The sequence below is a fragment of the Mesorhizobium sp. B2-5-13 genome, from assembly GCF_006440535.1.
Lineage (GTDB): Bacteria > Pseudomonadota > Alphaproteobacteria > Rhizobiales > Rhizobiaceae > Mesorhizobium > Mesorhizobium salmacidum.
Genome location: NZ_VFUI01000009.1, coordinates 95,150 through 117,327, shown reverse-complemented (window position 1 = coordinate 117,327; position 22,178 = coordinate 95,150). Strand labels below are relative to the sequence as shown.

The 22,178-nt window shown below is 63.6% G+C and carries 20 protein-coding genes and 1 pseudogene; 8 read left to right on the top strand and 13 right to left on the bottom strand.

Translation table 11 applies throughout. The features are described from left to right. The first annotated feature begins 39 nt into the window (after positions 1 to 39). Positions 40 to 1,080, top strand: coding sequence for a DUF937 domain-containing protein (locus FJ434_RS17100; protein ID WP_140748348.1), 1,041 nt, complete (start codon positions 40 to 42; stop codon positions 1,078 to 1,080). A gap of 98 nt (positions 1,081 to 1,178) precedes the next feature. After that, complete coding sequence (locus FJ434_RS17095) at positions 1,179 to 1,403, top strand: type II toxin-antitoxin system HicB family antitoxin (protein WP_140713499.1); 225 nt, start codon at positions 1,179 to 1,181, stop codon at positions 1,401 to 1,403. A 141-nt stretch (positions 1,404 to 1,544) separates the two neighbouring features. Here FJ434_RS17095 and FJ434_RS17090 read toward each other — a convergent pair whose 3' ends face one another. After that, entirely contained in the window at positions 1,545 to 1,835 is a 291-nt protein-coding gene (locus tag FJ434_RS17090) for a DUF1127 domain-containing protein (protein ID WP_140504600.1), read from the bottom strand. Positions 1,836 to 2,012: 177 nt separating this feature from the next. Here FJ434_RS17090 and FJ434_RS17085 point away from each other — a divergent pair, with 177 nt between their 5' ends. The 3 genes from FJ434_RS17085 (at position 2,013) to FJ434_RS17075 (ending at position 5,792) form a co-directional block, all read left to right on the top strand. Next, positions 2,013 to 2,969 carry a LysR substrate-binding domain-containing protein gene (locus tag FJ434_RS17085; protein WP_140504602.1) on the top strand — a complete coding sequence of 319 codons (957 nt, stop codon included), beginning with the start codon at positions 2,013 to 2,015 and terminating at the stop codon, positions 2,967 to 2,969. Positions 2,970 to 3,040: 71 nt separating this feature from the next. Then, positions 3,041 to 4,669, top strand: coding sequence for an exodeoxyribonuclease VII large subunit (xseA, locus tag FJ434_RS17080; protein ID WP_140748344.1), 1,629 nt, complete (start codon positions 3,041 to 3,043; stop codon positions 4,667 to 4,669). 4 nt (positions 4,670 to 4,673) lie between these two features. After that, positions 4,674 to 5,792 carry a P1 family peptidase gene (locus tag FJ434_RS17075; protein ID WP_140748341.1) on the top strand — a complete coding sequence of 373 codons (1,119 nt, stop codon included), beginning with the start codon at positions 4,674 to 4,676 and terminating at the stop codon, positions 5,790 to 5,792. A 66-nt stretch (positions 5,793 to 5,858) separates the two neighbouring features. Here the strand turns inward: FJ434_RS17075 and FJ434_RS17070 are convergent, their stop codons facing one another. From FJ434_RS17070 to FJ434_RS17025, 9 genes and pseudogenes are all read right to left on the bottom strand, one after another. Continuing rightward, positions 5,859 to 6,110: a DUF768 domain-containing protein gene (locus FJ434_RS17070; protein WP_027146174.1), complete on the bottom strand. Its 252-nt coding sequence runs from the start codon at positions 6,108 to 6,110 to the stop codon at positions 5,859 to 5,861. 400 nt (positions 6,111 to 6,510) lie between these two features. Then, the gene (locus FJ434_RS17065) at positions 6,511 to 7,200 is read right to left on the bottom strand and encodes an SDR family NAD(P)-dependent oxidoreductase (RefSeq protein ID WP_140748338.1); all 690 of its coding nucleotides are present in this window, start codon (positions 7,198 to 7,200) and stop codon (positions 6,511 to 6,513) included. Positions 7,201 to 7,484: 284 nt separating this feature from the next. Further along, the gene (locus FJ434_RS17060; RefSeq protein ID WP_140748335.1) at positions 7,485 to 8,504 is read right to left on the bottom strand and encodes an isopenicillin N synthase family oxygenase; all 1,020 of its coding nucleotides are present in this window, start codon (positions 8,502 to 8,504) and stop codon (positions 7,485 to 7,487) included. A 255-nt stretch (positions 8,505 to 8,759) separates the two neighbouring features. Next, positions 8,760 to 8,909: pseudogene (locus FJ434_RS17055) on the bottom strand (ornithine cyclodeaminase); the annotation flags it as partial. Positions 8,910 to 9,117: 208 nt separating this feature from the next. Next, a complete protein-coding gene (locus FJ434_RS17045; RefSeq protein ID WP_181165939.1) occupies positions 9,118 to 10,014 on the bottom strand; it encodes a dihydrodipicolinate synthase family protein in 897 nt (298 codons plus the stop codon). Between the two features lie 25 nt (positions 10,015 to 10,039). Then, complete coding sequence (locus FJ434_RS17040; protein ID WP_181165938.1) at positions 10,040 to 12,115, bottom strand: dipeptide ABC transporter ATP-binding protein; 2,076 nt, start codon at positions 12,113 to 12,115, stop codon at positions 10,040 to 10,042. Beyond that, positions 12,112 to 13,020 (bottom strand): oligopeptide ABC transporter permease, encoded by a 909-nt coding sequence (opp4C, locus tag FJ434_RS17035; protein ID WP_140748329.1) that lies wholly within the window; start codon positions 13,018 to 13,020, stop codon positions 12,112 to 12,114. Before opp4C ends, FJ434_RS17040 begins: the two co-directional genes overlap by 4 nt. Beyond that, entirely contained in the window at positions 13,013 to 13,969 is a 957-nt protein-coding gene (locus tag FJ434_RS17030; RefSeq protein WP_140748326.1) for an ABC transporter permease, read from the bottom strand. The genes opp4C and FJ434_RS17030 overlap by 8 nt, the downstream gene beginning before the upstream one ends. Before the next feature lie 86 nt (positions 13,970 to 14,055). Continuing rightward, positions 14,056 to 15,657, bottom strand: a complete 1,602-nt coding sequence (locus FJ434_RS17025) for an ABC transporter substrate-binding protein (RefSeq protein ID WP_140748323.1) — start codon at positions 15,655 to 15,657, stop codon at positions 14,056 to 14,058. Positions 15,658 to 15,867: 210 nt separating this feature from the next. On the opposite strand from FJ434_RS17025, the gene nanR reads away from it, so the two are divergent. Then, positions 15,868 to 16,578, top strand: coding sequence for a transcriptional regulator NanR (gene nanR, locus FJ434_RS17020; RefSeq protein WP_181165937.1), 711 nt, complete (start codon positions 15,868 to 15,870; stop codon positions 16,576 to 16,578). Positions 16,579 to 16,610: 32 nt separating this feature from the next. On the opposite strand, the gene FJ434_RS17015 is transcribed toward nanR, so the two are convergent. Together FJ434_RS17015 and uxuA are read right to left on the bottom strand one after the other, a co-directional pair. Continuing rightward, a complete protein-coding gene (locus FJ434_RS17015) occupies positions 16,611 to 17,957 on the bottom strand; it encodes an FAD-binding oxidoreductase (protein WP_140748581.1) in 1,347 nt (448 codons plus the stop codon). 316 nt (positions 17,958 to 18,273) lie between these two features. After that, entirely contained in the window at positions 18,274 to 19,458 is a 1,185-nt protein-coding gene (gene uxuA / locus FJ434_RS17010) for a mannonate dehydratase (RefSeq protein ID WP_140748320.1), read from the bottom strand. A gap of 99 nt (positions 19,459 to 19,557) precedes the next feature. Between uxuA and FJ434_RS17005 the strand changes: the two genes are divergently transcribed. Together FJ434_RS17005 and FJ434_RS17000 are read left to right on the top strand one after the other, a co-directional pair. Then, complete coding sequence (locus tag FJ434_RS17005) at positions 19,558 to 20,343, top strand: SDR family oxidoreductase (RefSeq protein ID WP_140748317.1); 786 nt, start codon at positions 19,558 to 19,560, stop codon at positions 20,341 to 20,343. A gap of 123 nt (positions 20,344 to 20,466) precedes the next feature. Next, positions 20,467 to 21,252: a DUF1236 domain-containing protein gene (locus tag FJ434_RS17000; protein WP_140748314.1), complete on the top strand. Its 786-nt coding sequence runs from the start codon at positions 20,467 to 20,469 to the stop codon at positions 21,250 to 21,252. Positions 21,253 to 21,439: 187 nt separating this feature from the next. Here FJ434_RS17000 and FJ434_RS16995 read toward each other — a convergent pair whose 3' ends face one another. Then, positions 21,440 to 22,051, bottom strand: a complete 612-nt coding sequence (locus FJ434_RS16995; protein WP_140748580.1) for an alpha-ketoglutarate-dependent dioxygenase AlkB — start codon at positions 22,049 to 22,051, stop codon at positions 21,440 to 21,442. Between the last annotated feature and the right edge of the window lie 127 nt (positions 22,052 to 22,178).

Sequence of the window (22,178 nt, the reverse complement as noted above, 5' to 3'; positions counted from 1 at the left end):
ATTAGGCTCTCTTTCGAGGATTTCCCGGAGGAGAAGCCGATGCCCACCTTGTTCGACATGCTGACGCAGGCCCAGAGCGGCAATGGCATGCAGGCGCTTGCCCAGCAATACGGGCTTTCGCTACAGCAGACACAGGCGGCGGTCGCCGCACTGTTGCCGGCCTTTTCACAAGGGTTGCAACGCAACACCGCCGATCCCTATGGGCTCGGCGCCTTCATGACGGCGATGGCAAGCGGCCAGCACGCTAAGTATTTCGAGGACGCAACACGCGCCTTCTCCCCGCAAGGCGCCGATGAAGGCAACGGCATTCTGGGACATCTGTTCGGTTCGAAGGACCTGTCGCGCGCCGTGGCCAGCCAGGCGGCGCAGGCGAGCGGCGTCAGCCAGCAGGTCCTGCAGCAGATGCTGCCCGCGATCGCCTCGATGGTAATGGGCGGACTGTTCAAGCAGACGACAAACCAGTTGACAGGCGGCCAGATGCAGGCTGCGGGAGGCTTCGGCGGCGGCAACAACCCACTGGGCGAAATCATCGAGCAGATGATGCGGCATGGCGGCATGCAGGCACCGGCGCCGCAACAGCGCCAGGCACCGCCGCCTCAGATGGACAACCCGCTCGGCAAGGTCTTGCAGGACATGTTCGGCGGCGGCTCAGCGCAACCACAAAGCCAGCCGCAGCCGGCACCCGATCCCTATGGCGATAATCCGCTCGGCAAGGTGCTGCAGGATATGTTCGGTGGCGGCGCGCCGCAACAACCACAAGGTCCATCCCAGCCACAGCAGACACAGAGCCCCTACGGCGACAACCCGCTGGGGAAAATCTTCGAGGAGATGCTGCGGCAAAGCGGCGGCGACGGCTTCGGTGGCATGCCGGGCGGGCAGCCGGCGCCGCAACCTCAGGCACCGCAACCGCAGCAGCGTCAGGCACCACAGCCGCAGGCCAATCCGAGCGGCCGGCCAAGGAACCCGTTCGACGACATTTTCGGCAGGATGTTCGAAACCGGCGCCCAGCAGCGCGACGAGTACCAGAAGGGCGTGGAAACGATCTTCGACCAGTTCAAGCGCGACATGGACCGGCGGTAGCAGTTCAAACGTCCGAGACAAATCCATGAGCAAACGGCTGGAGCAGATGCGCCGCAATATCCGGAAACTCGTAACATTCATCGACGAGGCAAAGAGACATGACGGACAGACTTGAATTTCCGGTCATCATCGCGCCGCTTGCGATCGAGGACGGAGGTGGGTTTTCAGCCCTTGTACCAGATCTTCCTGGTTGCATGAGCGACGGTGAGACTCCCGAAGAGGCCATCGCAAATGTTCAAGATGCCATAGCGTCCTGGATAGAGGCCGCGCATGATCTCGGCAGATCGATACCAAAACCATCGCGAAAGCTGGCATTCGCCTGAGCAAAAAAGAAAAGCCCGGTCCTTGGGAGGACCGGGCAGCGTGCAGGCAGGCCGGCGGGGAACCGGCAGGGAGTGGGGAGCCTGCATGAACCTTGGTCGCGCTGGACCGCAAAAAGGTTCAACGGGACCGAAACTCGGCAATCAGGCCACCTTGCGGGCGATGTCCTCGATCGTTTCCACGCGATCGCTGGCGATTTCACGCAGGATTGCCGTCGGGTCGCGGCCAAACGGCACGTCGATTGCGACATGCAGGTCGGCGCGCGTCAGGCCGATGTCGGCGAGCTCGGCGTCCGACATCTCGCCAAGGCGGTAAAAGGCGCGGCGATTTTTCCAAGCGCGGTAGACGTTGGAGACGGTGTTGGCCACGCGCGTCGCAACGGCCGGACGCGAGGTGATGCGTGAGGTCTCGGTGGCGAAATCGATCGTGGTCATGTCGGTCTCCTTCAGACTCGAACGGACGAAACCCGACGATCGGCGCTGATGACAGCGGCCGTTCCGGCTTCGATTCACATGCCTTCATGTGGACAATGCCAATTTGCCATCGACCGATTGATTAATCCAACGAATGTTTTTAATCTTTGGCATCAACACCAGTGATGGATCACATCGATGAAAGCGCCGCTCGATCTGGATCAATTGCAGACCTTCATCTCGATCGCCGACACCGGCAGCTTCACCCGCGCAGCGGAAGAAGTGCACCGCACCCAGTCGGCGGTGTCGATGCAGATGCGCCGGCTGGAGGAACGGATCGGCAAGCCGCTGTTCGAGAAGGAGGGGCGCAGCAACAGGCTGACGGAGGAAGGCGACAAGCTGCTCTCCTACGCAAGGCGGCTGCTTTATCTCAACCGCGAGACGCTCGCCGCCTTCGACGACCAGCGGCTCGAAGGCACGATCCGCATCGGCACGCCGGACGACTACGCCGACCGTTTCCTGCCGGAGATCATGGCGCGCTTCACCCGCTCCAATCCGCGCGTCGAACTGACCGTCATCTGCGAGCCGACGCCGGGGCTGGTCGAGCACATCAAGCGCGGTAATCTCGACTTGGCGCTGGTGACGCACAATGATGTGCGCGGCCAATCGGAGGTGGTGCGGCGTGAACCGCTGCTGTGGGTCTCCTCGGCCAACCATGCGACGCATGAACAGGAGACGCTGCCGATGGCCTTCGGCCGGCCGAACTGCATCTGGAGGCGCGCCGCCGTCGACGTGCTGGACCAGCAGAACCGCGACTACCGCATCCTGTTCACCAGCTTCTCGGCGACCGTGATAACCGCGGCCGTGCTATCCGGCCTGGCGATTTCGGTGCTGCCGGAATGCGCGCTCAGGCCCGGCATGAGGGTGCTGGGCGAGGCCGACGGCTTCGGCGCCCTGCCCGACTGCCGCATCGGCATCATGCGTGGCCAGACCTCGCGGCCGGAGATCGTCGATGCGCTTGCCCGCCACATCTCCGAAAGCCTGGACAACATCTCCGTGCCGCTCGGCGAGGAGACGGGGACGTTCGATTTCGCGGCCCTCGCCTTTTCCAAGATGAAGCGGAGCAAGCCGAACCAGATCCTGCCGGGCTGGTAAAACCGGGTCATGAATATCGGGCCTGACACGGCCGCCTTGACGTCCGCGTCCAACCGGCCCCCAATCGACCGATGAGCGAAGCAGCATCCGAATCACGCACCAACGCCACCGAATACACGGTGAGCGAGATATCAGGCGCGCTGAAGCGCACGGTCGAGGACGTCTTCGGCAATGTGCGGGTGCGCGGCGAAATCTCGGGCTATCGTGGGCCGCATTCCTCCGGCCATGCCTATTTCGCGCTGAAGGACGACCGCGCCCGGCTCGACGCCGTGGTGTGGAAAGGCACGATGAGCCGGCTGAAATTCCGCCCCGAGGAAGGGATGGAGGTGATCGCCACCGGCAAGCTCACCACCTATCCCGGCAAGTCCAACTACCAGATCGTCATCGACAATCTGGAGCCGGCAGGCGCCGGGGCGCTGATGGCGCTGCTGGAGGAGCGCAAGCGCCGGCTACAGGCTGAAGGGCTTTTCGACGCCGGCCGCAAGCGCCGGCTGCCGTTCATGCCGTGCACCATCGGCGTCGTCACATCGCCGACCGGCTCGGTTATCCGCGACATCATCCACCGCATCAAGGACCGCTTTCCGCTGCATGTGCTGGTCTGGCCGGTACGCGTGCAGGGCGACACAGCGAGTGCGGAAGTGACCAATGCCGTCACCGGTTTCAACGCACTGGCGTGGGACAGCCCCATCCAGCGCCCCAATCTACTGATCATCGCGCGCGGCGGCGGCAGCCTGGAAGATCTGTGGGGCTTCAACGACGAGGTGCTCGCCCGCGCAGTCGCCGCCTCCGACATTCCGGTGATTTCGGCTGTCGGCCACGAAACCGACTGGACGCTGATCGACCTTGTCGCGGATGTGCGGGCGCCGACGCCGACGGGCGCGGCCGAAATCGCCGTGCCGGTGAAGGCTGACCTCGAAGCGACGCTGACCAGCCTCGGCGCGCGGCTCAAGGCCGCCGTCTTGCGCAATTTCGACCGCAAGCGGCAGGCAGCCCGTGCGGCGGCGCGTGCGCTGCCCTCGCCCGACCAATTGCTGGCGCTGCCGCGCCGGCGCCTGGACGAGGCGACATCGAGGCTCGGTCGTGGCCTGATGGTTTCCACCGAGCGCAAGCGGGCGCGATTCTTCGCTGTAAAACTGACGCCGGCAATGCTGTCGCAGCGGATTGCCGAGGCGCGGCGCACCAACGACCGTAACCTTTCGCGGGCGCAAGGGGCGCTGCGCACCCTGGCGAGAAGCCGGCGCGCGGAGCTCAATCGTGCCGCGGATCAATTGCCAAAATGCGCCAAGGCATCGCTGCAGCGGCACAGGCAGCAATTGGCTTTGCTGCGCATCACGATCGAGCCGACAGTCCGGCGGCAACGTGTGCAAGGGGATATACTGACGGCTTTGACGAGACGCGGCGGTCAGGCGATGCTGCTCAGGCTGGAGCGGTTGCGCGGCCGCATCATCCAGGCCGACCGGCTGATGGCGACGCTTTCGCACAAGGCCGTCCTGGCGCGCGGCTTCGCGCTGGTTAAGGATGCCGACGGCGCCGTCATCAAGCAGGCCGCCGACGTGGCGTCTGGGATGGCGCTTTCGCTGGAGTTCGCCGATGGCACGGCAGATGCGGTGGCAACCAGCGGCGCGGCGCGGCCAAAGCCCGCTGCAAAGGCCCCAGTTGCCAAGGCTAAAGAACCCGGCAATCAGGGATCCTTGTTCTAAGAGCATGACCGACAATCCGCACCATCTGGCAACGCCGTCCGGCAAGCCGCGCGCGCGAAGCTTCAATATCGGCTTCGACGGAACGCCCGGGCCGTTCAACGCGATCACCGACGTGTCTAGCGTCGCGGCCGGCTATACGACGCTGATATCGGGCGATGGTCCGCTTGTCGTCGGCAAGGGACCGGTGCGCACCGGTGTCACCGCGATCCTGCCCAGGTTGCGCGCCGAGCTGGCGACGCCGGTCTTCGCCGGCATCTTCAGCCAGAACGGCAATGGCGAGCTGACCGGCTCGCACATCATCGAGGAAACCGGCGCCTTCAACTTCCCGATCACCATCACCAACACGCATTCCTGCGGGGTTTCGCGTGACGGCACGCTGCGTTGGATGAACCAAGTGCTGCCGGCGGCCGTCGACAGCGCCTGGGGCTTGCCCGTGGCAGCGGAGACCTATGACGGGTTTCTCAACGACATCAACGGCCACCATCTGACATCGGAGCATGTCGCCGAAGCCCTTGACGCCGCCGCCAGCGGACCGGTCGAGGAAGGCAGTGTCGGCGGCGGCACCGGTATGATCACTTTCGGCTTCAAGGCCGGTTCCGGCACGGCCTCGCGCATCGTCGCATGGCAAGGGCGCACCTACACGGTCGGCGCCTTCGTGCAGTCGAATTTCGGCAAGCGGCACAATTTCACCATTCGTGGCCTGCGCGCCGGTTCCGAACTCACCGAACCGGCGATCCGCGAAACCACGTCGCGCGCGGAAAAGGGCTCAATCATCGCCGTCGTCGCGACCGACGCGCCTTTCCTGCCGCACCAGATGAAGCGGCTGGCCCGCCGCGTGCCGCTCGGCGTCGCCATGACCGGCGGCTTCGGCTACCACAGTTCGGGCGACATTTTTCTCGCCTTCTCGACCGCCAATCCTGCCGCTGCGCGGGGGCTGACTGGCCGCATCGCCAGCGCCGATTTCATTCCCGATGTGGACATCGACCCGTTCTTCGATGCCGTGATCCAGACTGTGGAGGAATCGATCCTCAACGCTCTTGTCGCCAATCACGACATGACCGGTCGCGATGGCAATTTCGTGCCTGCCCTGCCGAAAGCGTGGCTCAAAGAAAAATTTGGCTGAAAAGGGTACCAAAGACGAAAACGCGGGCCGAAGCCCGCGCATTCAAACAGGGTTGTCCCTGAAAATCTATTCCGCGGCCTTACTGGAAGCCTGCTGGCTTTCATCGGCCTCGGCCGCTTCCTCTAGCCGGGAAGCGATGAGTTCCTGGATGTCGCCGACTTCCTCCTGGATGTCCTCCAGCGGTATGCCGACCTCGGCCGCCTTGGCGGCGCATTCCCTGGCCAGTGTCTCGGCCTGCTTCTCGATCCTGGCCGGGGACTGGCAATGGACCTTTTCGCCGATCCATCCCCGCAAGAATTCGATCGCGTGTTCACTCATACTGCTATTCCCTTGCGGCAAAGCCGGTTGGTAATCCTAAACGTCTGCATCCCGTAAAGGATGCATTTTCCCATTCGAGCCGAGTCGCGGCCGGACGGCAAGCCGAAGCCGTCCAGGGTCCACAGAGCCGAAGGAATTCGAGGGGTGAAGAACATTTTCTGTTTCTGAAGGACTGTACCGTTGGCGGGATCTGCCCGCTCCAAGCAATTGCTTCTACCTTTTACGGCTTCCAGTCCGTTTCGCATCTCAATGGCTGTCGCTACAGCCGCCTTATGACGTTGCGCTTCAAGGCGCGAGCTATCGAAGCCGCCGCTATATAGTGATATCCATACACTATGTCGACTCTCCTCAAGGCCCGTGCACAGGAGCCATGCAAAAGTCGCATGGATCGCTGATCCGGTCAGAAGTTTTCGACCCACGGCCTGAGTTCCATTTCCCAGGTCCAGGCGCTGCGGTGCTGGCGGTGGATGGCGAGATAGGCCTCGGCGATCGCATCCGGCGATAGCCGCCGATCCTGCGGTTCGGACTCCTGTCCGGACGTGGCCGAGGCAATGGCGCCGTCGATGATGAAATGCGCGACGTGAATGTTCTTGGGCGCCAGTTCACGGGCCATGGACTGCGCCAGCCCGCGCAATCCGAATTTGGGCATCGCAAAGCCGGCGGAGCCGGCAAACCCCTTCACGCTTGCCGTCGCTCCGGTGAAGAAGATCGAGCCCGCCCCTTGAGCGATAAGCCGGCGGGCCGCCTGCTGGCCGACCAGGAACCCACCATAGGCCCCTACAAGCAGCGCCTGACGAACCGCCTCGGGATCGAGTTCGGCCAGCGGACCGCGGGCGCGGCCGCCGGCGTTGAAAACCACCAGGGAAAGCGGGCCAGCTTTGTCGGCGACATCGAACAGACGCTCCACCGACGTGGCGTCGGAGACATCCGTTGCCACGGCTTGCGCGCCGGTTTGCGCCTGCAATGCATCGAGCTTCTCGATATCTCGGGCGGCCAGGACAATTTGGAACCCTTCCCTGGCGAGAAGACGCGCGAGCGAGGCGCTCAAGCCGGAGCCCGCCCCGGCAATGACGGCGACATTGGATGTCATGAGACCTCTCCTTCTTCCACCAATTGCAATGGCTGGCAGATGTTGAACTCTGCCGGATCCGCGCCGCACCGGCAACGCGCACGGCGGAAAGAAAAATGGCCGGGCGCGAAAACGGCCCGGCCAAAAGAAGGTCATAACCTTCAGAGGGGAACACCGTTCAGCGAAATGGGAGGAAAACACCAAACGGATTTGTCATTCTGAACCGATCCTTGCACGGGCACGACAAATGATTTTCTAAAATCGGTCCGAAGTACGAAAATTCGGTTCGTTCTGTATCAACTGGCTCAACCCGCTCCGGTTCCCGGCTGAAGCAGGTCCGCGTAATGGCGGCGCGCGACGTCAGGGTGCGAGCGCAACCGGCTTTTCAGCACATTGGTGCCGACATCGCGAAACAGCGGATTGTCCGGATCGCTGGCCGGCCCGCGCGCCTGCGCCGCCAATTCCTCCGGCAACTCGAGCAGCGGTATCGTCGCATCGAGCTTGGCGCTGAAGAAGAACGGCACCGAAATGCGCTCGATGCCGGCTGGCGGCGTCACGACGCGATGCACGGTCGCGCGCAAATAGCCGTTCGAGGCCAGTTCGAGCAATTCACCGATGTTGACGACGAGCGTGCCGGGAATGGGGTCCACATCCACCCAGCTGCCATCATAGTCGACCTGGAGTCCCTTGTTGTCATCCTGGAGCAGCAGAGTCAGGAAACCGCCATCCTTGTGCGCGCCGACACCTTGGTCGCCGCCGGTCGTCTCGCGGCCGGGGTAGCGCACGATCTTCATGCGATGGTTTGGTGAGTCTCGATAGATCGGGTCGAAGGCATCCTCGGGTTGCTCGAGCGACAGCGCAAAAGCTTTCAGCAGCCGGATCGCCACCGCTGTAGCCTTGGCCTGCCAGGCAAGCAAGGCCGGTTTAAGCTCCGGCAACGCAGCCGGCCATTGGTTCGGCCCCTGCAGCCGCGTCCAGGCGGGAATTCCCGGCCCTTGCGCTATGGGTTGGCGCTCGACGCCGATGTCGAGCTGTTCGCGCCAATCGGCCTTGCCCTTGGTCAGCTCGCCGCCGGCGCGCATATAGCCGCGGAACTGCGAGGACTTGACCATCTCGATCGCGAGCTTGTCGGCCTCGCCCAAGGCAAAGAAGCGGCGCGATGCGGTGAGCACCTCGCTGATCTCCGCCCACGAGATGCCATGCCCAGCCAGATAGAAAAAGCCGATGTCGCGCGAGGCGGAACGCAGATCCGCCAGAAACGTCCGGCGTTCCGATGCGCCTTGTTCAAAGTGGCTCAGATCAAGCACGGGTACTATTCTGGGCATATCAGGCTCCTTTCCTGGTTTTCTGCGGATGTTTGCCCATCCGCAAACCAGGACTGTTGGACTTGCGTGCACTCTCGGCGGTCACAACGCCAGCAATGCCTGCAAGTCTCATCGACTCCAGATTGCCAAGAAAGAAACGATCGGCCCTTCGAAGCCGCCGCGACGAACAATTTTTCCCCGCGCGCCGGCAAAGCTGACAATGGCCGCGATCATTCAGCAGGATGCGGATCGCCGCAACTGCGCACGGCCTCTGCCCTATTGGGCTGCCCTGAGCAGCATGCCGAAGAGGTCGCGTGGCTCGTCGGGATCGGCCAGCATGTCGAGCTCCTGGCAGAGGCCGGTCGAGATCAGTTGATCCCTGACATAGCGCAGCGCCGAAAAGTCCTCGATGGCGAAGCCGACCGAAATCCGGCAAGACCTGTTGTCGACACGGTCCGGCATCGAGGAATGGGCGGACCGGCTGGCGGCGGCACTGCCTGCACATGAAACGGAGACAGCTTCGTGAGCAATCAGCCCGCGCGGACGTGACGCCGCGATCATCGCGCAGGCCGGCAAGCTGCGCTTCTCGCCATTCGGCCCGGCGCTCTCGCTTCATCGGGGAGGAAGCCTCGGCTCACACCAGCCACTCCTTGATCGCCGGGCGGGCGAGCACCGCGCGCATGCGGTCCTCGGCATCGGTGACCGCCAGCGCCATCGGCGCGCGGGTCGGGCCGCAATCGACGCCGATAACGCGGAAGGCCGCCTTCATGCCCGGCAGCACGCCGGTCGCCAGCAGTGCCTCGACGAAATCCTGCGACACCATCTGCAGCGCCTTCGCCCGTGAAAGATCGCCAGCGCGGACCGCCTGGTCGATCGCTACGTAGAGCCTGCCAAGCAGATTGTAGGTTGTGCCGATGCCGCCTTCGGTGCCGAGCATGCCGGCGGCGGCATAGATCTCATCGAAGCCGTAGTAGAAGAGCTTTTGCGGCTGCCGCTTGCGCAGCAGGGAATATTTGAACAAGTCGGTGGAAGTGAACTTGATGCCGACGACATTTTTGAGGTCGAGCAGCCGAACCAGCAGGGGAAGCGGCAGCGGCCGGCCGGTGCGCAAGGGTATCTCGTAGACAATAAGCGGCAGGTCCGTCGCCGCCGCCAGTGCCTGGTAATAGCCGAAGACTTCCTCGTCGGAGAACGGGTAGGAATGCGGCGGCAGCGCCGACAGCGCGTCATAGCCAAGCTTCTGCGCCTGCCGCGCCAGACGGATGGAATCGCGCACGTTCGGCATGCCGACATGGGCGATCAGCTTGACGGCCCTTGAGGTCGCGCTGGCGAAGGCCACCTCTTGCTGCGCCAACAATTCGTCCACCGTCAGCAAGCCGGATTCGCCGCTGCTGCCACCGACATAGAGACCGGCCAGACCCTGGCGCAGCACATAGTCGTTAATGTTGCGCTGGCGTTGCGGATCGAACTCGCCGGCATCGCTAAGTCCGGTCATCAGGGCGGCATACATGCCCGCCAATTGCTTGGTCATTGGGATCCTCGGTTTTCCAGATTTCTCATGATGCGGCTTCGCCAGCGTGGTGGCAGGCGACGAGATGCTGGCCGGTGACGGCGGAGCCGAAATCGCGCTGTGCCGGATCGACCTTGGTGCAGATCTCGGTCGCCAGGGGGCAGCGCGGATGGAAATGGCAGCCGGGCGGCGGCTTCGACGGATCGGGTACGCCACCGCCAAGCACGATGCGCCGGCGCGTTCCGCCCGCCTTGGGATCAGGCACGGGAATCGCCGACAACAGTGCGCGCGTATAGGGATGCAATGGTGCGCCGAACACCGCTGGCGTGGTGCCGATCTCGACGATGCGGCCGAGATACATCACCGCGAGGCGGTCGCTGAGATAGCGGACCATCGACAGATCGTGACCGACGAACAGATAGGTCAGGCCGAGGCGCGCCTTGAGGTCGTCGAGCAGATTGACGATCTGCGCCTGGATCGAGACATCGAGCGCCGAGATCGGTTCGTCGGCAATGATGAATTTCGGATTGGCGGCAAGCGCGCGGGCAATGCCGACGCGCTGGCGCTGGCCGCCGGAGAGCTCGAACGGATAGCGGTTTCGCAGCGCTTCCCGGAGACCCACCATCGCCAACAATTCGCTGACTCGCACGTCACGCGAGGCGCGGGTGCCGATCTTCTGCGCACGCAGCCCTTCGCCGATGATGCGGCCGACGGTCATGCGCGGGTTGAGCGAGCCGAACGGGTTCTGGAACACCATCTGCATGTCGCGGCGGCGCTGCTTCAGCTCTTCGCCCGTCGCGCCCGCATAGTCCCTGCCCTCGAACACGATGCTGCCGGCGCTAGGGCGCTCCAGGCCGAGCACGGCGCGGCCGGTCGTCGACTTGCCGCAGCCGCTTTCGCCGACCAGCGCCAGCGTCTCGCCGCGCATCACCTCGAAGCTGACGCCGTCGACGGCATGCACCGCGCCGACCTGCCGTCGCAGGACTCCGCGCCGGATCGGGAAATGCACTTTGAGGTCCGTCACGGTGAGCAGCGGTTCCTGCTTCGGTGCCGTCACGGCGGGCTTGCCCGCAGCGGCTGCGCTCATGCGCGGCACTCGCTCCACCTCCCGCCAGCGCCAGCACGCGGAGGCATGGCCGGCGCCCACAACTTCCAGCGGCGGCTTCTGCTCGCGACAGCGCGCTTCGGCATAGTCGCATCGCGGCGCGAAGGCGCAGAAGGTCGGCGCCAGTGTGACATTGGGCGGCGCGCCCTTGATCGGCACCAGCCTGGTGTTTGCCGCCGTCAGCGACGGGATCGAGTTGAGCAGGCCGATCGTATAGGGATGCTTGGTTGCCGAAAACAAATCGTCGACCGGGGCGCTTTCGACGATCGAGCCGGCATACATCACCGCGACGCGATCGACGAAGCCGGCGACCAGGCTGAGGTCGTGGCTGATCCAGATGATCGCCATGCCGAGCTGCTTCTGCAGGCCCACGACCAGTTCCACGATCTGCGCCTGGATGGTGACGTCGAGCGCCGTCGTCGGCTCGTCGGCGATCAGGATCGACGGCTTGCACACCAGCGCCATGGCGATGCCGATGCGCTGCAGCTGGCCGCCCGAGAACTGATGCGGAAAGGCGCGCATGCGCTGCGGCGCGTTGGCGATGCCGACCAGCGCCAACATGTCGAGCGCCTGGCGTTCGGCCTCGGCCTCGTTCAGGCCCTGGTGCTCGCGAAGCGCCTCGGTCAGTTGCAGGCCGATGGGCAGAACCGGGTTCAGCGACGACATCGGATCCTGGAAGATCATGGCGATGTCGCGGCCGCGTATCCGGCGCAGCTCGCTGTCGGGCATGGCCAGCAGATCGCGGCCACGAAACAGCGCGCGGCCAGCGGTGACGCGGCCGGGCGGCTTGCGAATCAGGGCCATCAGCGTCTGCACGGTGACCGACTTGCCGGAGCCGCTCTCGCCGACGATCGCCAAAGACTCGCCCTCGGCAAGCTCGAAGGAGACGTCGTTGACGGCATAGACGGAATTGCCGCGCGGGCCGAACTCGACGCTCAGCCCCTGCACGGAAAGCACGGGCTGTTGCCCCGGCGCCGGCGCGGCCTTGCCGCGGGCGAGCGTTTCCAGGCCGGTCACTTGCCGCCCCCGCCCGTGATGTGCTGCGGGTCGAGCGCATCGCGCAGGCCATCGCCGACGAAGTTGATGCTGAGCACGGCCATGGCGATCATCGCACCGGGCGGGATCCACATCCAGGGCTGGCTCTCCAGGATCGACAGCGTGCGCGCGTCGCGCAGCATGTTGCCCCAACTGGCGGCCGGCGCCTGCGCGCCAAGACCGAGGAAGGAGAGCGAAGCTTCGAGCAGGATGACGGTCGCGACGTCGAGGGTGATCGCCACCAGGATCGGGCTCAGCACATTGGGCAGGATGTGTTCGAGGATGATGATCGAGGGCGAGGTGCCGAGCGAGCGCGCGGCCAGGATGAACTCCTGGTTGCGCAAGGCCAGGATCTCGCCGCGTGTCAGGCGGGCTATGGACGGCCAGCTCAGCAGTCCGATCACGACCATGGTGTTGAAGATGCTGGGCCCGACGACCGCGACGAAAGCGATGATGATGACCAGTCGCGGGAAGGTCAGCACCATGTCGACCAGGCCCATCAGCAAGAGGTCGACCTTGCCGCCAAAATAGCCGGCGATGCAGCCGATGAAGATGCCGATCGCGGCCGAGATCGCGACGGCGACGAAGCCGACCGTCAGTGAGATGCGGCCGCCATAGAGGATGCGGGCGAAGATGTCGCGGCCGGTGCCGTCCGTGCCCAGCCAGTGGATGCCGCCGGGCGGCTGGTTGCGCCCCCTGAGGTCGATGTCGTTGGGTCCGTAATGGGCGATCAGCGGCGTCAGCACGCAGGCGAGCACGATGATGGCAAGCATGATCAAGCCGAGCGTGGCCAGACGGTGGTTGAGGAAGCGGCGCGCCGCCTCGCCCCACAGGCCGCGCGAGGCGCCGGCGGCGATCGTCATATCGGCGGCGGTGGCGTCAGTCATAGCTTACCCTGGGGTCGAGCACGCTGTAGACGATGTCGGTGGCGAGATTGGCCAGCATGACGATGATGGCGGTGATCAGCACATAGCCCATGATCACGGGGCTATCCCTGTTCACCACGGAATCGATGAACATCAGGCCGATGCCGGGCCACTGGAAGATGGTCTCGATCACCACCGAGCCACCGAACAGTGTCGGCAGCGCGAGGCCGAAGACAGTGACCAGCGGGATCAGCGCGTTGCGCAGGCCGTGGCGCAGCGTGATGGTGCGGGGCTTGAGCCCCTTGGCCTTGGCGGTGCGCATATAGCTCTGGTTCAACACTTCGAGCATGCCGGCGCGGGCATAGCGCATGAAGATCGCGGCGCGGAACAAGGCAAGTGCTGCCGCCGGCAAGATCAGGTGCCTGAGATTGTCGAGGAGCGAGAAGTTTTCACCAGCCGTGGAAATGCCCGATGATGGCAGCCAGCGCAGCTCCAGCGCAAAGACGTAAACGAGCAAAAGTCCCATGAAGAAGTCCGGGATCGAGACGCCGACAAAGCCGGCAAGCGTCAGCGAATAGTCAGTGAGCTTGTATTGCCTGAGTGCCGAGAGCACGCCCAGCATGGTGCCGATGACGAAAGCGACGAGCAGTGCGACGCCCATCAACTCCAGCGTCATCGGCAACCGCTCGACGATGATGTCGCCGACACCGCGGCCATTGACGAAGGAGCGGCCGAGATTGCCGTGCAGGATCTGGCCGATCCAGTTGAGGTACTGGACATAGACCGGCTGGTCGAGGCCGAGTTCGCCGCGCCGCATGGCGATCAGCTCCTCGCTCGACGGCGCCTCCGCCGTGATCATCGCCAGCACCGCGTCGCCAGGCATGGCATGCGCGATGGCAAAGACGATCACGGTAACGCCGAACAGCACCGGGATGCTGAGCAAAAATTTTCGCACGAGATAGCTGAGCACCGGCCTCTCCTAGGGCTGAAGGCGGTTCTGAGACAATCGATCGTGAGGCTCGCTCAGAGCCCCACGACCGGCAGGGATATCCGCGGCTATTTCGCCACCTCCCACTTCTCGACTTCGTTGTAGACCGGGTGATTGAAGATCACGAGTGGCTGTTCCTTGAAGTGCTGCGCCAGGCCGACGATCCGGTTGTTGAAGGCCAGCGGCCGCACCTCGTTCCAAAGCCAGGCCTTGGGCAGGTCCTGATTGAGGATGCGCGAGGCCTCCTGATAGCTTGCGGCGCGCGCGGCGCGGTCGTTGGATTCAAGCCCCTTGTTGAAGAGTTCGTCGACCTTGGGGTTGCAGTAGCCCATGGCGAGCGGCTTGGCGCCGCAGACGACCAGAGGCGAGCCGAGCGAGGGATCGAGCCCCATGCCTTGCGCGAAGAAGCCCATCTGGAAGCTGCCGTCGGCATAGATCTGGTTGATCGCCGCCGGATCGAGCAGGCGCGGCTGGATGTTGACGCCGACGGCGGCCAGATAACTCTGGATGGCGGTGACGGTGTCGACGTTCATCTGATCGGAATAATAGTAGATGAAGTCGACCGGCTGGCTCGCATCCCAGCCCGCGTCGGTGAGCAGCTGCTTGGCCTTGTCGGGATTGTAGTCGTAGGGTTCGAGGTCCTTGGCGCGCGCCCAGTCCTGCGGGAACAGCGTGTTCAGGAGTTCGCCGGCGCTCTGCTTGACCGTCTCGATGATCGCCTTGCGGTCGATGGCATAGAGCATCGCCTGGCGCACGCGCACATCGGCGAAGCGCTTGTTCTCCAGGTTAAATTGCAGATAGGTCGGCAGGCCGGCGGAGAATTTCGGCAGCACGGTCAGATAGTCGAGCTTCTGCAGGCGGGGCAGTTCGGAGATCGGCACGCCACCGCCTTCATAGGACATGGCATCGACCTCCTGCGTCTCGAGCGCCGCGATGATCGGCGGCACGTCCTTGTAGATCTGGTAGATGATGCGGTCGAGCTTGGGCGCACCGAGGAAATAGTCGGGATTGCGATCGACCTCGACGTACTGGTCACTCTCATACTTCTTCCAAATAAACGGGCCGGTGCCGACCCGGTTGACCCAGAAGGCATTGCCCTTGATGTCGGCGGGCGCGACCTTGCCCAGAATGTGCTCGGGAAAGATGCTGATGGCGATGAGTTGCAGCTCGATCCAGAGCGGCTTGGCGCTGTCCAGTTCGATCTGCACGGTCGCGTCGTCCACCGCCTTCACCCCGGCAAGCGAGGTGGCCGAGCCATCCTGGAAGGCCTTGTATCCGGTCACGGCGGAGAGCTTCTGCGACCAGGGCGAACCGACCTTCGGGTTGGCGTAGAGGTTGAGGCTGAACACCACGTCCTTGGCGGTGAAGGGGGCGCCATCGTGCCATTTGACGCCATGGCGCAGACTGAAGACATAGGTCTTGCCGCCGTCGGGCGTCTTCCAGCTCTCGGCCAGCATCGGCTGCACGCCGTCGCCCGTCCACTTGATGTGGACGAGGCCCTGCAGCACCGTTTCGTCCAGCCTGTGGCCGCAGGTGGTGTGCAGCGTGCCCATCTCGATGCAACCGGTGCGCATGGCCGAGCGGAACGTGCCGCCTCCATCGGCCTTCGCCGCGCCTGCGGCAAGCATGAGCGCCAGGGCCGGCAAAAGGCTGATCAGAAATCGTCTCATGGAATTTCTCCTCCCTTCGATTGTGTCGGCCGGTCGCGGCTGACCTCGGGGCGCGCCTTCTGGCGATCGCGTGATCGCGGTCTTGCGTCCGGTCGCTCATTGGCAAATAGCGACCTCCTCCTACCCTCGGTCGCACCAAGCCCTAACGATCCACAGCTCCTTGTCTGTGCTCGCTTGCGGCGACTGGTCTAATAGCTTAAAAGGTAGACCATGCACAATATGCCGGTCCGAAAAAAATTGTCCGACGAAGTCCGTCTCCGCCTGGAGGCGATGATCCGCGACGACGTCTATCCGGCCGGCGCTTCGCTGCCGTCCGAGCGCGAACTGATGTCGATGTTCGATGTCGGGCGCCCCTCCGTGCGCGAGGCGCTGTTTGCGCTGGAAAAGATGGGGCTGGTGCGCATCAACAGCGGCGAGCGGCCGAAGGTGACGCGGCCGACACCGAAGAACATGCTGGAGCAGTTGACGGGCACCGCGCATCTTTTGATGGACCAGCCGGACGGCATCGGCCATTTCGAACAGTTGCGGCTGTTCCTCGAAGTCTCGATCGCCCGCCATGCCGCGGAGGTGGCGACACGCCCCCAGATCGACGCGCTGACGGCGGCACTCGCCGAAAACGAACGCGCCATTTCACGCGCCCGCGCTTTCGCGGTCACCGACGTCGCGTTTCACCGCGTGCTGACCGCGATCCCCGGCAATCCGATTTTTCTCGCCGCGCACGAAGCGCTGGTGGAGTGGCTGATCAGCCAGCGCATCCACATGGCCAACACCGAGCTCGAAAACCGCATCAGTTTCGCCGGCCACAAGGCGGTCTTCGAAGCCATCGAACGGCACGATCCGGAAGCCGCCGGCCAGGCGATGCGCGAGCATCTGGAAAACGCCCGGCGCAAGTTCAATCCTCGCCAGGCAAAACCAGAATAGCCCTCTCGTCGAACCTGTACACCGGACGAGATCTAAAGCGATGGTCCCATCTGGATCGGGCTGCCGTCGCTGAATCGGGATTGGCGAAACCTATGAAGGTTATGTCCAGTCTCGTTGCCCTGGATCAAGTCGGACAGGACGCGGCCCATGCCAGGGCCAATGCCAAAGCCGTGGCCGCTCATCCCTGTCGCGATGACGAGACCCGGAACCGCAGCAGTACGATCCACGACAGGCACGACATCCGGCATCGCATCGATCATGCCGGCCCAGCTTGCCCTGAGCGGTACCGCCTCGAATTGTGGGAAAAGCCCCCTGAACCCTCGATCGATGGCGCGAAGCGCCTTGGGCTCCGGGGCAGGATTGAGAACGCGCATCCGTTCGAACGGGCTTTCCTTGTCCGCCTCCCATTTGCGTGGGGTAGACCAGCTGTCCGGATATGCACGAGGCGCCGCCAGCAGGTAGCGCGTGCCGAAAGGATTTGCTTTCAGGGCGGGCAGGTATTTCGGTGCGTGACGCAATGCATCCGGCCCGACATAGAGCAGGTGGCTGCCTCCCGCCGCCAGCGTGTATCCGCCGTCCTTTCTACGCCGGAAGGCGATGTGTTCGTCCGCTGCGGCGCCAGCATGGATTTCCGGCATCGGCGCGGTCGCCGCGACGGTCGTACGGACACTGAGCTGCGGGATCGAGACGCCGTGCGCGCGCAGGAACAGCGACGTCCAGGCGCCGCCGGCGACAAGCACGTTCGATGTGGCGATGCGGCCTTGTTCGGTCCAGACACCGCTGATGCGCCCTGCGGAGATATCGAGCATGCGTGCCGCACAGTTCTCGATGATGGTGACGCCCTGGCGGGCGGCCAGGCGGGCAAACGCCGGCACCGCGACCCAGGGCTCGGCACGCATGTCCGATGGAGTGGTCATGGCGCCCTTGAAGGGGCGCGACATGGCTGGGATCAGCCTGGCGGTCTCACCCCGATCCAGGAGACGCGTGTCGACGCCATGGGCCTCAGCGATCTTCAGGAACTTGGCGAAATCGGCCATCTCCTTGTCGGTCCGCGCAAGATAGGTCACGCCGGTCTGCGTCAAGCCTATGTCCTCGCCGCACTCCTGGGCCAGTTGGCGCCAGAGACGCTGCGCTTCGATGACGATGGGCAGTTCGTCCGCGTCGCGGCCCTGCTGGCGGATCCAACCCCAATTGCGCGAGGACTGCTCCGCGGCGACACGTCCCTTCTCCAGCAAGGTCACCGGTATATTGCGCCGCGCCAGGAATAAGGCCGCGGTCACGCCGATGATGCCACCGCCGATAATGACCACATCCGACGTCTTCGGCAGCGGCGCCCGAAACTGGATCGGACTGGCTTCGGTGAAAGGGAAGATCGTCAAAGGATTGTCCTTTTTCACAGGCATGGCCGCGCGCCGATGGCTGGTTCGGTGGCGCGAGGTCGCGCGCTTCTATGGGAAACTGACCAGGCGTGAAGTGCATCGACGAGCACTACACGACCGGTCTCGAAAATTTGCGTGCCAGCTCAATGAAATTGTTGACCACCCGTCGAGGCCGCTTCTCGTCGCCGCAGCCAGCCGCTGGCCTCATCGACAATCGGGAATTAGGCTCGGGGATGCCGGATAGGGTCAGCCTCGGTGTGACCTGTCGCGACATTCCTGCTGAAGATCGCAAACGATGGCTTATCGCCCTAAGACTTCAGGCGAGCCCGAACCGCTCTACGGCACGCATGATGCCGCGCAATTCGGCGAGACCTTTCAGCCGGCCGATAAGCGAATAGCCGGGGTTGATCTTCTTCTTGCCGATGTCGTCGGCGAGCAGATGCCCATGATCCGGCCGCATCGGGATTTGCCAGTCGGCCCTGCCTTCCCCGCGACGGCGCTTCTCTTCCTGCATCAAAGCGAGGATGACATGCGCCATGTCGGTGCCACCCTCCAGATGCTCAGCCTCATAGAACGAGCCGTCTTCCTCGATGGTGATGTTGCGCAGATGAACGAAATGGATGCGGTCAGCGAATTCCTTGACCATGGCGACGATGTCATTGTCGGCGCGCGTGCCGTAGGAGCCGGTGCAGAACGTCAAGCCATTGGCCGGGCTGTCGACCGTCGTGAGGATGAAGCGCGCATCCTCTGTCGTGGAAACGATGCGCGGCAGGCCATAGAGCGAGAACGGCGGATCGTCGGGATGGATGCACATGCGCACACCCTCCTCTTCGGCCGCCGGGATGATCTCGCGCAGGAACCAGGCCAGGTTGTCGCGCAGTTCCTTTGGCCCGATCGCATCGTATTCCGCCAGGGCCGCGCGGAAACTGTCCCTATTGTAGCTGCGCTCCGTCGCCGGCAGGCCGGCGATCAGGTTGCGCTCGATCTGGCCGATCTGCTCCGGCGTCAGCACCTTCAGCCGCTTCTCGGCTTCGGCGATACGCGCCGGCGTGTAGCTCCGCGCGCCATTCTTGCGCTGCAGGACAAAGAGATCATAGGCGGCAAAGTCGATAGCGTCGAAACGCAAGGCATAGCCGGTCGTCGGCAGCCGGTAGGCCAGGTCGGTGCGCGTCCAGTCGACCACCGGCATGAAATTGTAGCAGATCGTCCGCATGCCGGCCCTGGCGAGCACGCGGATACTGTCGCGATAATAGCCGGCATAGCGCTCGCGCTCCGGCGTGCCTATCTTGAAGGAATTGTGGACCGGAATGCTCTCGACAACCGACCAGGTCAGCCCAGCCGCCTCGATGATGCGCTTGCGCTCAAGCACATTGGCCTCGGGCCAGGCCCTGCCGTCATAAATCTGGTGAAGCGCTGAAACCACGCCGGTGGCGCCGGCTTGTTTGACATGTTCAAGCGTCACCGGATCATCGGGACCGTACCAGCGCCAACACTGTTCCATTGCCACTTCCTTTTTGCGAGAGACCGGCAACCTATTGTTTGACCATGATGAGTGTCAAACTAAGAGCCGGTTTCGATAACGAATGAAGGAGCTTCCGCGATGAAGGATTTTGACGGCAAGGTGGCATTGGTGACAGGGACGACCGGTATCGGCCTGGCAACTGCCAAACGCCTTGCGGCCGGGGGTGCCGCGATCGTCGCCTGCGGCGTCGATCGGGAAGCCAACGCCGCCATGCAGGAGAGCCTCGCCAAGGCCGGAGCGAGCGTTCTGGTGCGGACGGTGGACGTCTCGGTTTCCGACCAGGTGCGCGAGGCGGTCGCGGCCGGCGTGGCGAAATTCGGCGGCATCGATGTCATCGTCAATTCGGCGGCGGTGCATCCCTATGGAACGGCGACGACGACCGACTGGGAAACCTGGAACCGGGCGATGACGGTCAATGTCGGCTCGATCTATCTGACCGCCCATTTCGGCATCCCGGAAATGATCAAGCGGGGCGGCGGCGCCATCGTCAACGTCGCTTCGGTGCAGGGCTTCGCCTGCCAGCAAAACGTCGCCGCCTATGCCACGACCAAGGGCGCCATCCATACACTGACACGTTCGCTGGCGCTCGACTATGCCGCATCGGGCATAAGGGTCAATTCGGTCAGCCCAGGCTCGATCCGCACACCGATTCTCGAAAAGGCCGCGCGTGGCGACGGCGGCAGCGACGCAGATGCCGAAGAAGCCTACAGGCGGTTCGGCGCGGCCCATCCGCTCGGCCGTATCGGCGAGCCGGAGGAGGTGGCGGAGTTCATAGCGTTCCTGTGTTCGTCGAAGGCCGGCTTCTGCACCGGCGCGGACTATAAGATCGACGGCGGCCTCACCGCCGGCATCGGCGTGAAGTAGCGCCATGAAGGCCGGACTTGGGCTCTATCTGGGGTGGTGGCATTAACGCATTCAGTTCGGAACAATCTTTTTTGGCCGAAGTTTTACCCCTTGAAGGGACGAACTCTCCGAAGGAGATTTCCTATGAAACATGTTCTCATTACCAGCATGCTTGCGATCGGGCTCGGCTGCGGGACGGCGATGGCCCAGTCGCAGCAGCCCGCCGACAGCCAATCAGGAGCGGACACAAATTGCGCTTCCGGCACGACCAACTGCCAGAAGGGCTCGAAGATGAAAGAGCAGGCACAGGGTACCAAGTCCCAGACTGATCAGCAGGCTCAGGGCAAGGCCAAGGTCAAGGCCGACGAGCAGGCCCAGGGCAAGGCCGGCGCCACCACGGACCAGCAGGCACAGGGCAAGGCCAAGATCCAGACCGATCAGCAGGCCCAGGGCAAGGCCGGTACCAAGACGGACCAGCAGGCCCAGGATAAGACCAAGGTCCAGACCAATCAGCAGGCCCAGGGCAAGGCCGGCACCACGACCGACCAGCAGGCCCAGGACAAGACCAAGGTCCAGACCGATCAGCAAGCCCAGGGCAAGGCCGGCACTACGACGGACCAGCAGGCCCAGGGCAAAGCGTCCACGCAGGACAAGACTTCGACCGCTTCCATTAACAATGTGACGGTTGAACAGAAGACCCAGATCACTCAGGTAATCCGGGAAACCAAGGTCGAGCCGGTAGCCAGCGTCGACTTCGACGTCTCGGTCGGCGTCGAAGTTCCGCGGCACAAGATCAGGCTGCATCGTTTGCCGGCCCGCATCGTCAAGCTCGTCCCGGCGTACGAGAGCTACGAGTATTTCGTCCTCGCCGACGGCCGGATCGTCATCGTCGATCCGGATACGTACAAGATCGTGCTGATACTGACCTAGAGCAATTCCCGGAAGGTGCGTAGCGGTTTTCCCGGGAAAAGCACGTAGCGCTTTCTCTAGGGGAATTGCGTAAAAACAAAGAGGTAGAGTACGAGATCATTCAACCCGCCCCGCCGTACGCGGGTCGGGTTGAGCGCTATGGGCGAGATGATGCGGAAAGCTTCCTCGTGCAGGCCTCAGCGCATGCTCAGGGATTCCGAGGCCGCAATGTCCGCAAGGTAATCGAGTAGCGATGCTCGGCAAGCGGCGGGATGCTGTGCTCCCATTGCGACCGCGAAGGGCCCGTCATGAGATAGGCCGATCTCGGCTCGACCGTGATGGTCCGGCGGTCCCATCCAGACCCATTCTTGCGTCGAAGGCGAAAATCGCAGGGCGCCAGCAGCGAAACGCCCGCGACGTCTTCGAAATGAGACTTGTCGCGGTGCCAGCCGATGCCGGCGCCGGGCCGGTATTCATTGATCAATACCTGCGCGAAGGCTTCGGTGGGCCGGCGCGCAAAGGTCGCGACCTGCTCGCGCAAGGGCAACAGAAAATCAGGTATAGGCGGTGCGTCGACGACCTCGCGCCGGTCATAATCGTAGCGAAGGCCAAAACCGACGACACGCCGGTTTGCCAGATAGCCGTGGAAGTCGAAGGGTCTGAAGGGCAGTCCTTCAAGATGCCGGACGAGGTCGATTTCCTCTTGCGGTGTGATCAGTCCGGGCTGGTAGGCGAAACCCTCCGGGAGATCGTCCTGAACGGCACCGAAGAGATCATACTGGGCCACACGGCCGGCTGTTTTCGGTTTGAGCGGCGACATTGTGCCTAGATGGTGAAGGCCAGACCGCAAGGCAATACAGGGAACCGCGCTTGCTTGCTTCGGACACATCTCAACACCGGCGCAATGGAACGCTGGGACGGCGTGAAAGTTTAGGCAACGGCGGTTC

Excerpts from the sequence above, each read along its gene's own strand:
- FJ434_RS17100 (WP_140748348.1), top strand. The coding sequence starts at position 40 with ATGCCCACCTTGTTCGACATGCTGACGCAGGCCCAGAGCGGCAATGGC.
- FJ434_RS17095 (WP_140713499.1), top strand. The coding sequence starts at position 1,179 with ATGACGGACAGACTTGAATTTCCGGTCATCATCGCGCCGCTTGCGATC.
- FJ434_RS17090 (WP_140504600.1), bottom strand. The coding sequence starts at position 1,835 with ATGACCACGATCGATTTCGCCACCGAGACCTCACGCATCACCTCGCGT.
- FJ434_RS17085 (WP_140504602.1), top strand. The coding sequence starts at position 2,013 with ATGAAAGCGCCGCTCGATCTGGATCAATTGCAGACCTTCATCTCGATC.
- xseA (WP_140748344.1), top strand. The coding sequence starts at position 3,041 with ATGAGCGAAGCAGCATCCGAATCACGCACCAACGCCACCGAATACACG.
- FJ434_RS17075 (WP_140748341.1), top strand. The coding sequence starts at position 4,674 with ATGACCGACAATCCGCACCATCTGGCAACGCCGTCCGGCAAGCCGCGC.
- FJ434_RS17070 (WP_027146174.1), bottom strand. The coding sequence starts at position 6,110 with ATGAGTGAACACGCGATCGAATTCTTGCGGGGATGGATCGGCGAAAAG.
- FJ434_RS17065 (WP_140748338.1), bottom strand. The coding sequence starts at position 7,200 with ATGACATCCAATGTCGCCGTCATTGCCGGGGCGGGCTCCGGCTTGAGC.
- FJ434_RS17060 (WP_140748335.1), bottom strand. The coding sequence starts at position 8,504 with ATGCCCAGAATAGTACCCGTGCTTGATCTGAGCCACTTTGAACAAGGC.
- FJ434_RS17045 (WP_181165939.1), bottom strand. The coding sequence starts at position 10,014 with ATGACCAAGCAATTGGCGGGCATGTATGCCGCCCTGATGACCGGACTT.
- opp4C (WP_140748329.1), bottom strand. The coding sequence starts at position 13,020 with ATGACTGACGCCACCGCCGCCGATATGACGATCGCCGCCGGCGCCTCG.
- FJ434_RS17025 (WP_140748323.1), bottom strand. The coding sequence starts at position 15,657 with ATGAGACGATTTCTGATCAGCCTTTTGCCGGCCCTGGCGCTCATGCTT.
- nanR (WP_181165937.1), top strand. The coding sequence starts at position 15,868 with ATGCACAATATGCCGGTCCGAAAAAAATTGTCCGACGAAGTCCGTCTC.
- uxuA (WP_140748320.1), bottom strand. The coding sequence starts at position 19,458 with ATGGAACAGTGTTGGCGCTGGTACGGTCCCGATGATCCGGTGACGCTT.
- FJ434_RS17005 (WP_140748317.1), top strand. The coding sequence starts at position 19,558 with ATGAAGGATTTTGACGGCAAGGTGGCATTGGTGACAGGGACGACCGGT.
- FJ434_RS17000 (WP_140748314.1), top strand. The coding sequence starts at position 20,467 with ATGAAACATGTTCTCATTACCAGCATGCTTGCGATCGGGCTCGGCTGC.
- FJ434_RS16995 (WP_140748580.1), bottom strand. The coding sequence starts at position 22,051 with ATGTCGCCGCTCAAACCGAAAACAGCCGGCCGTGTGGCCCAGTATGAT.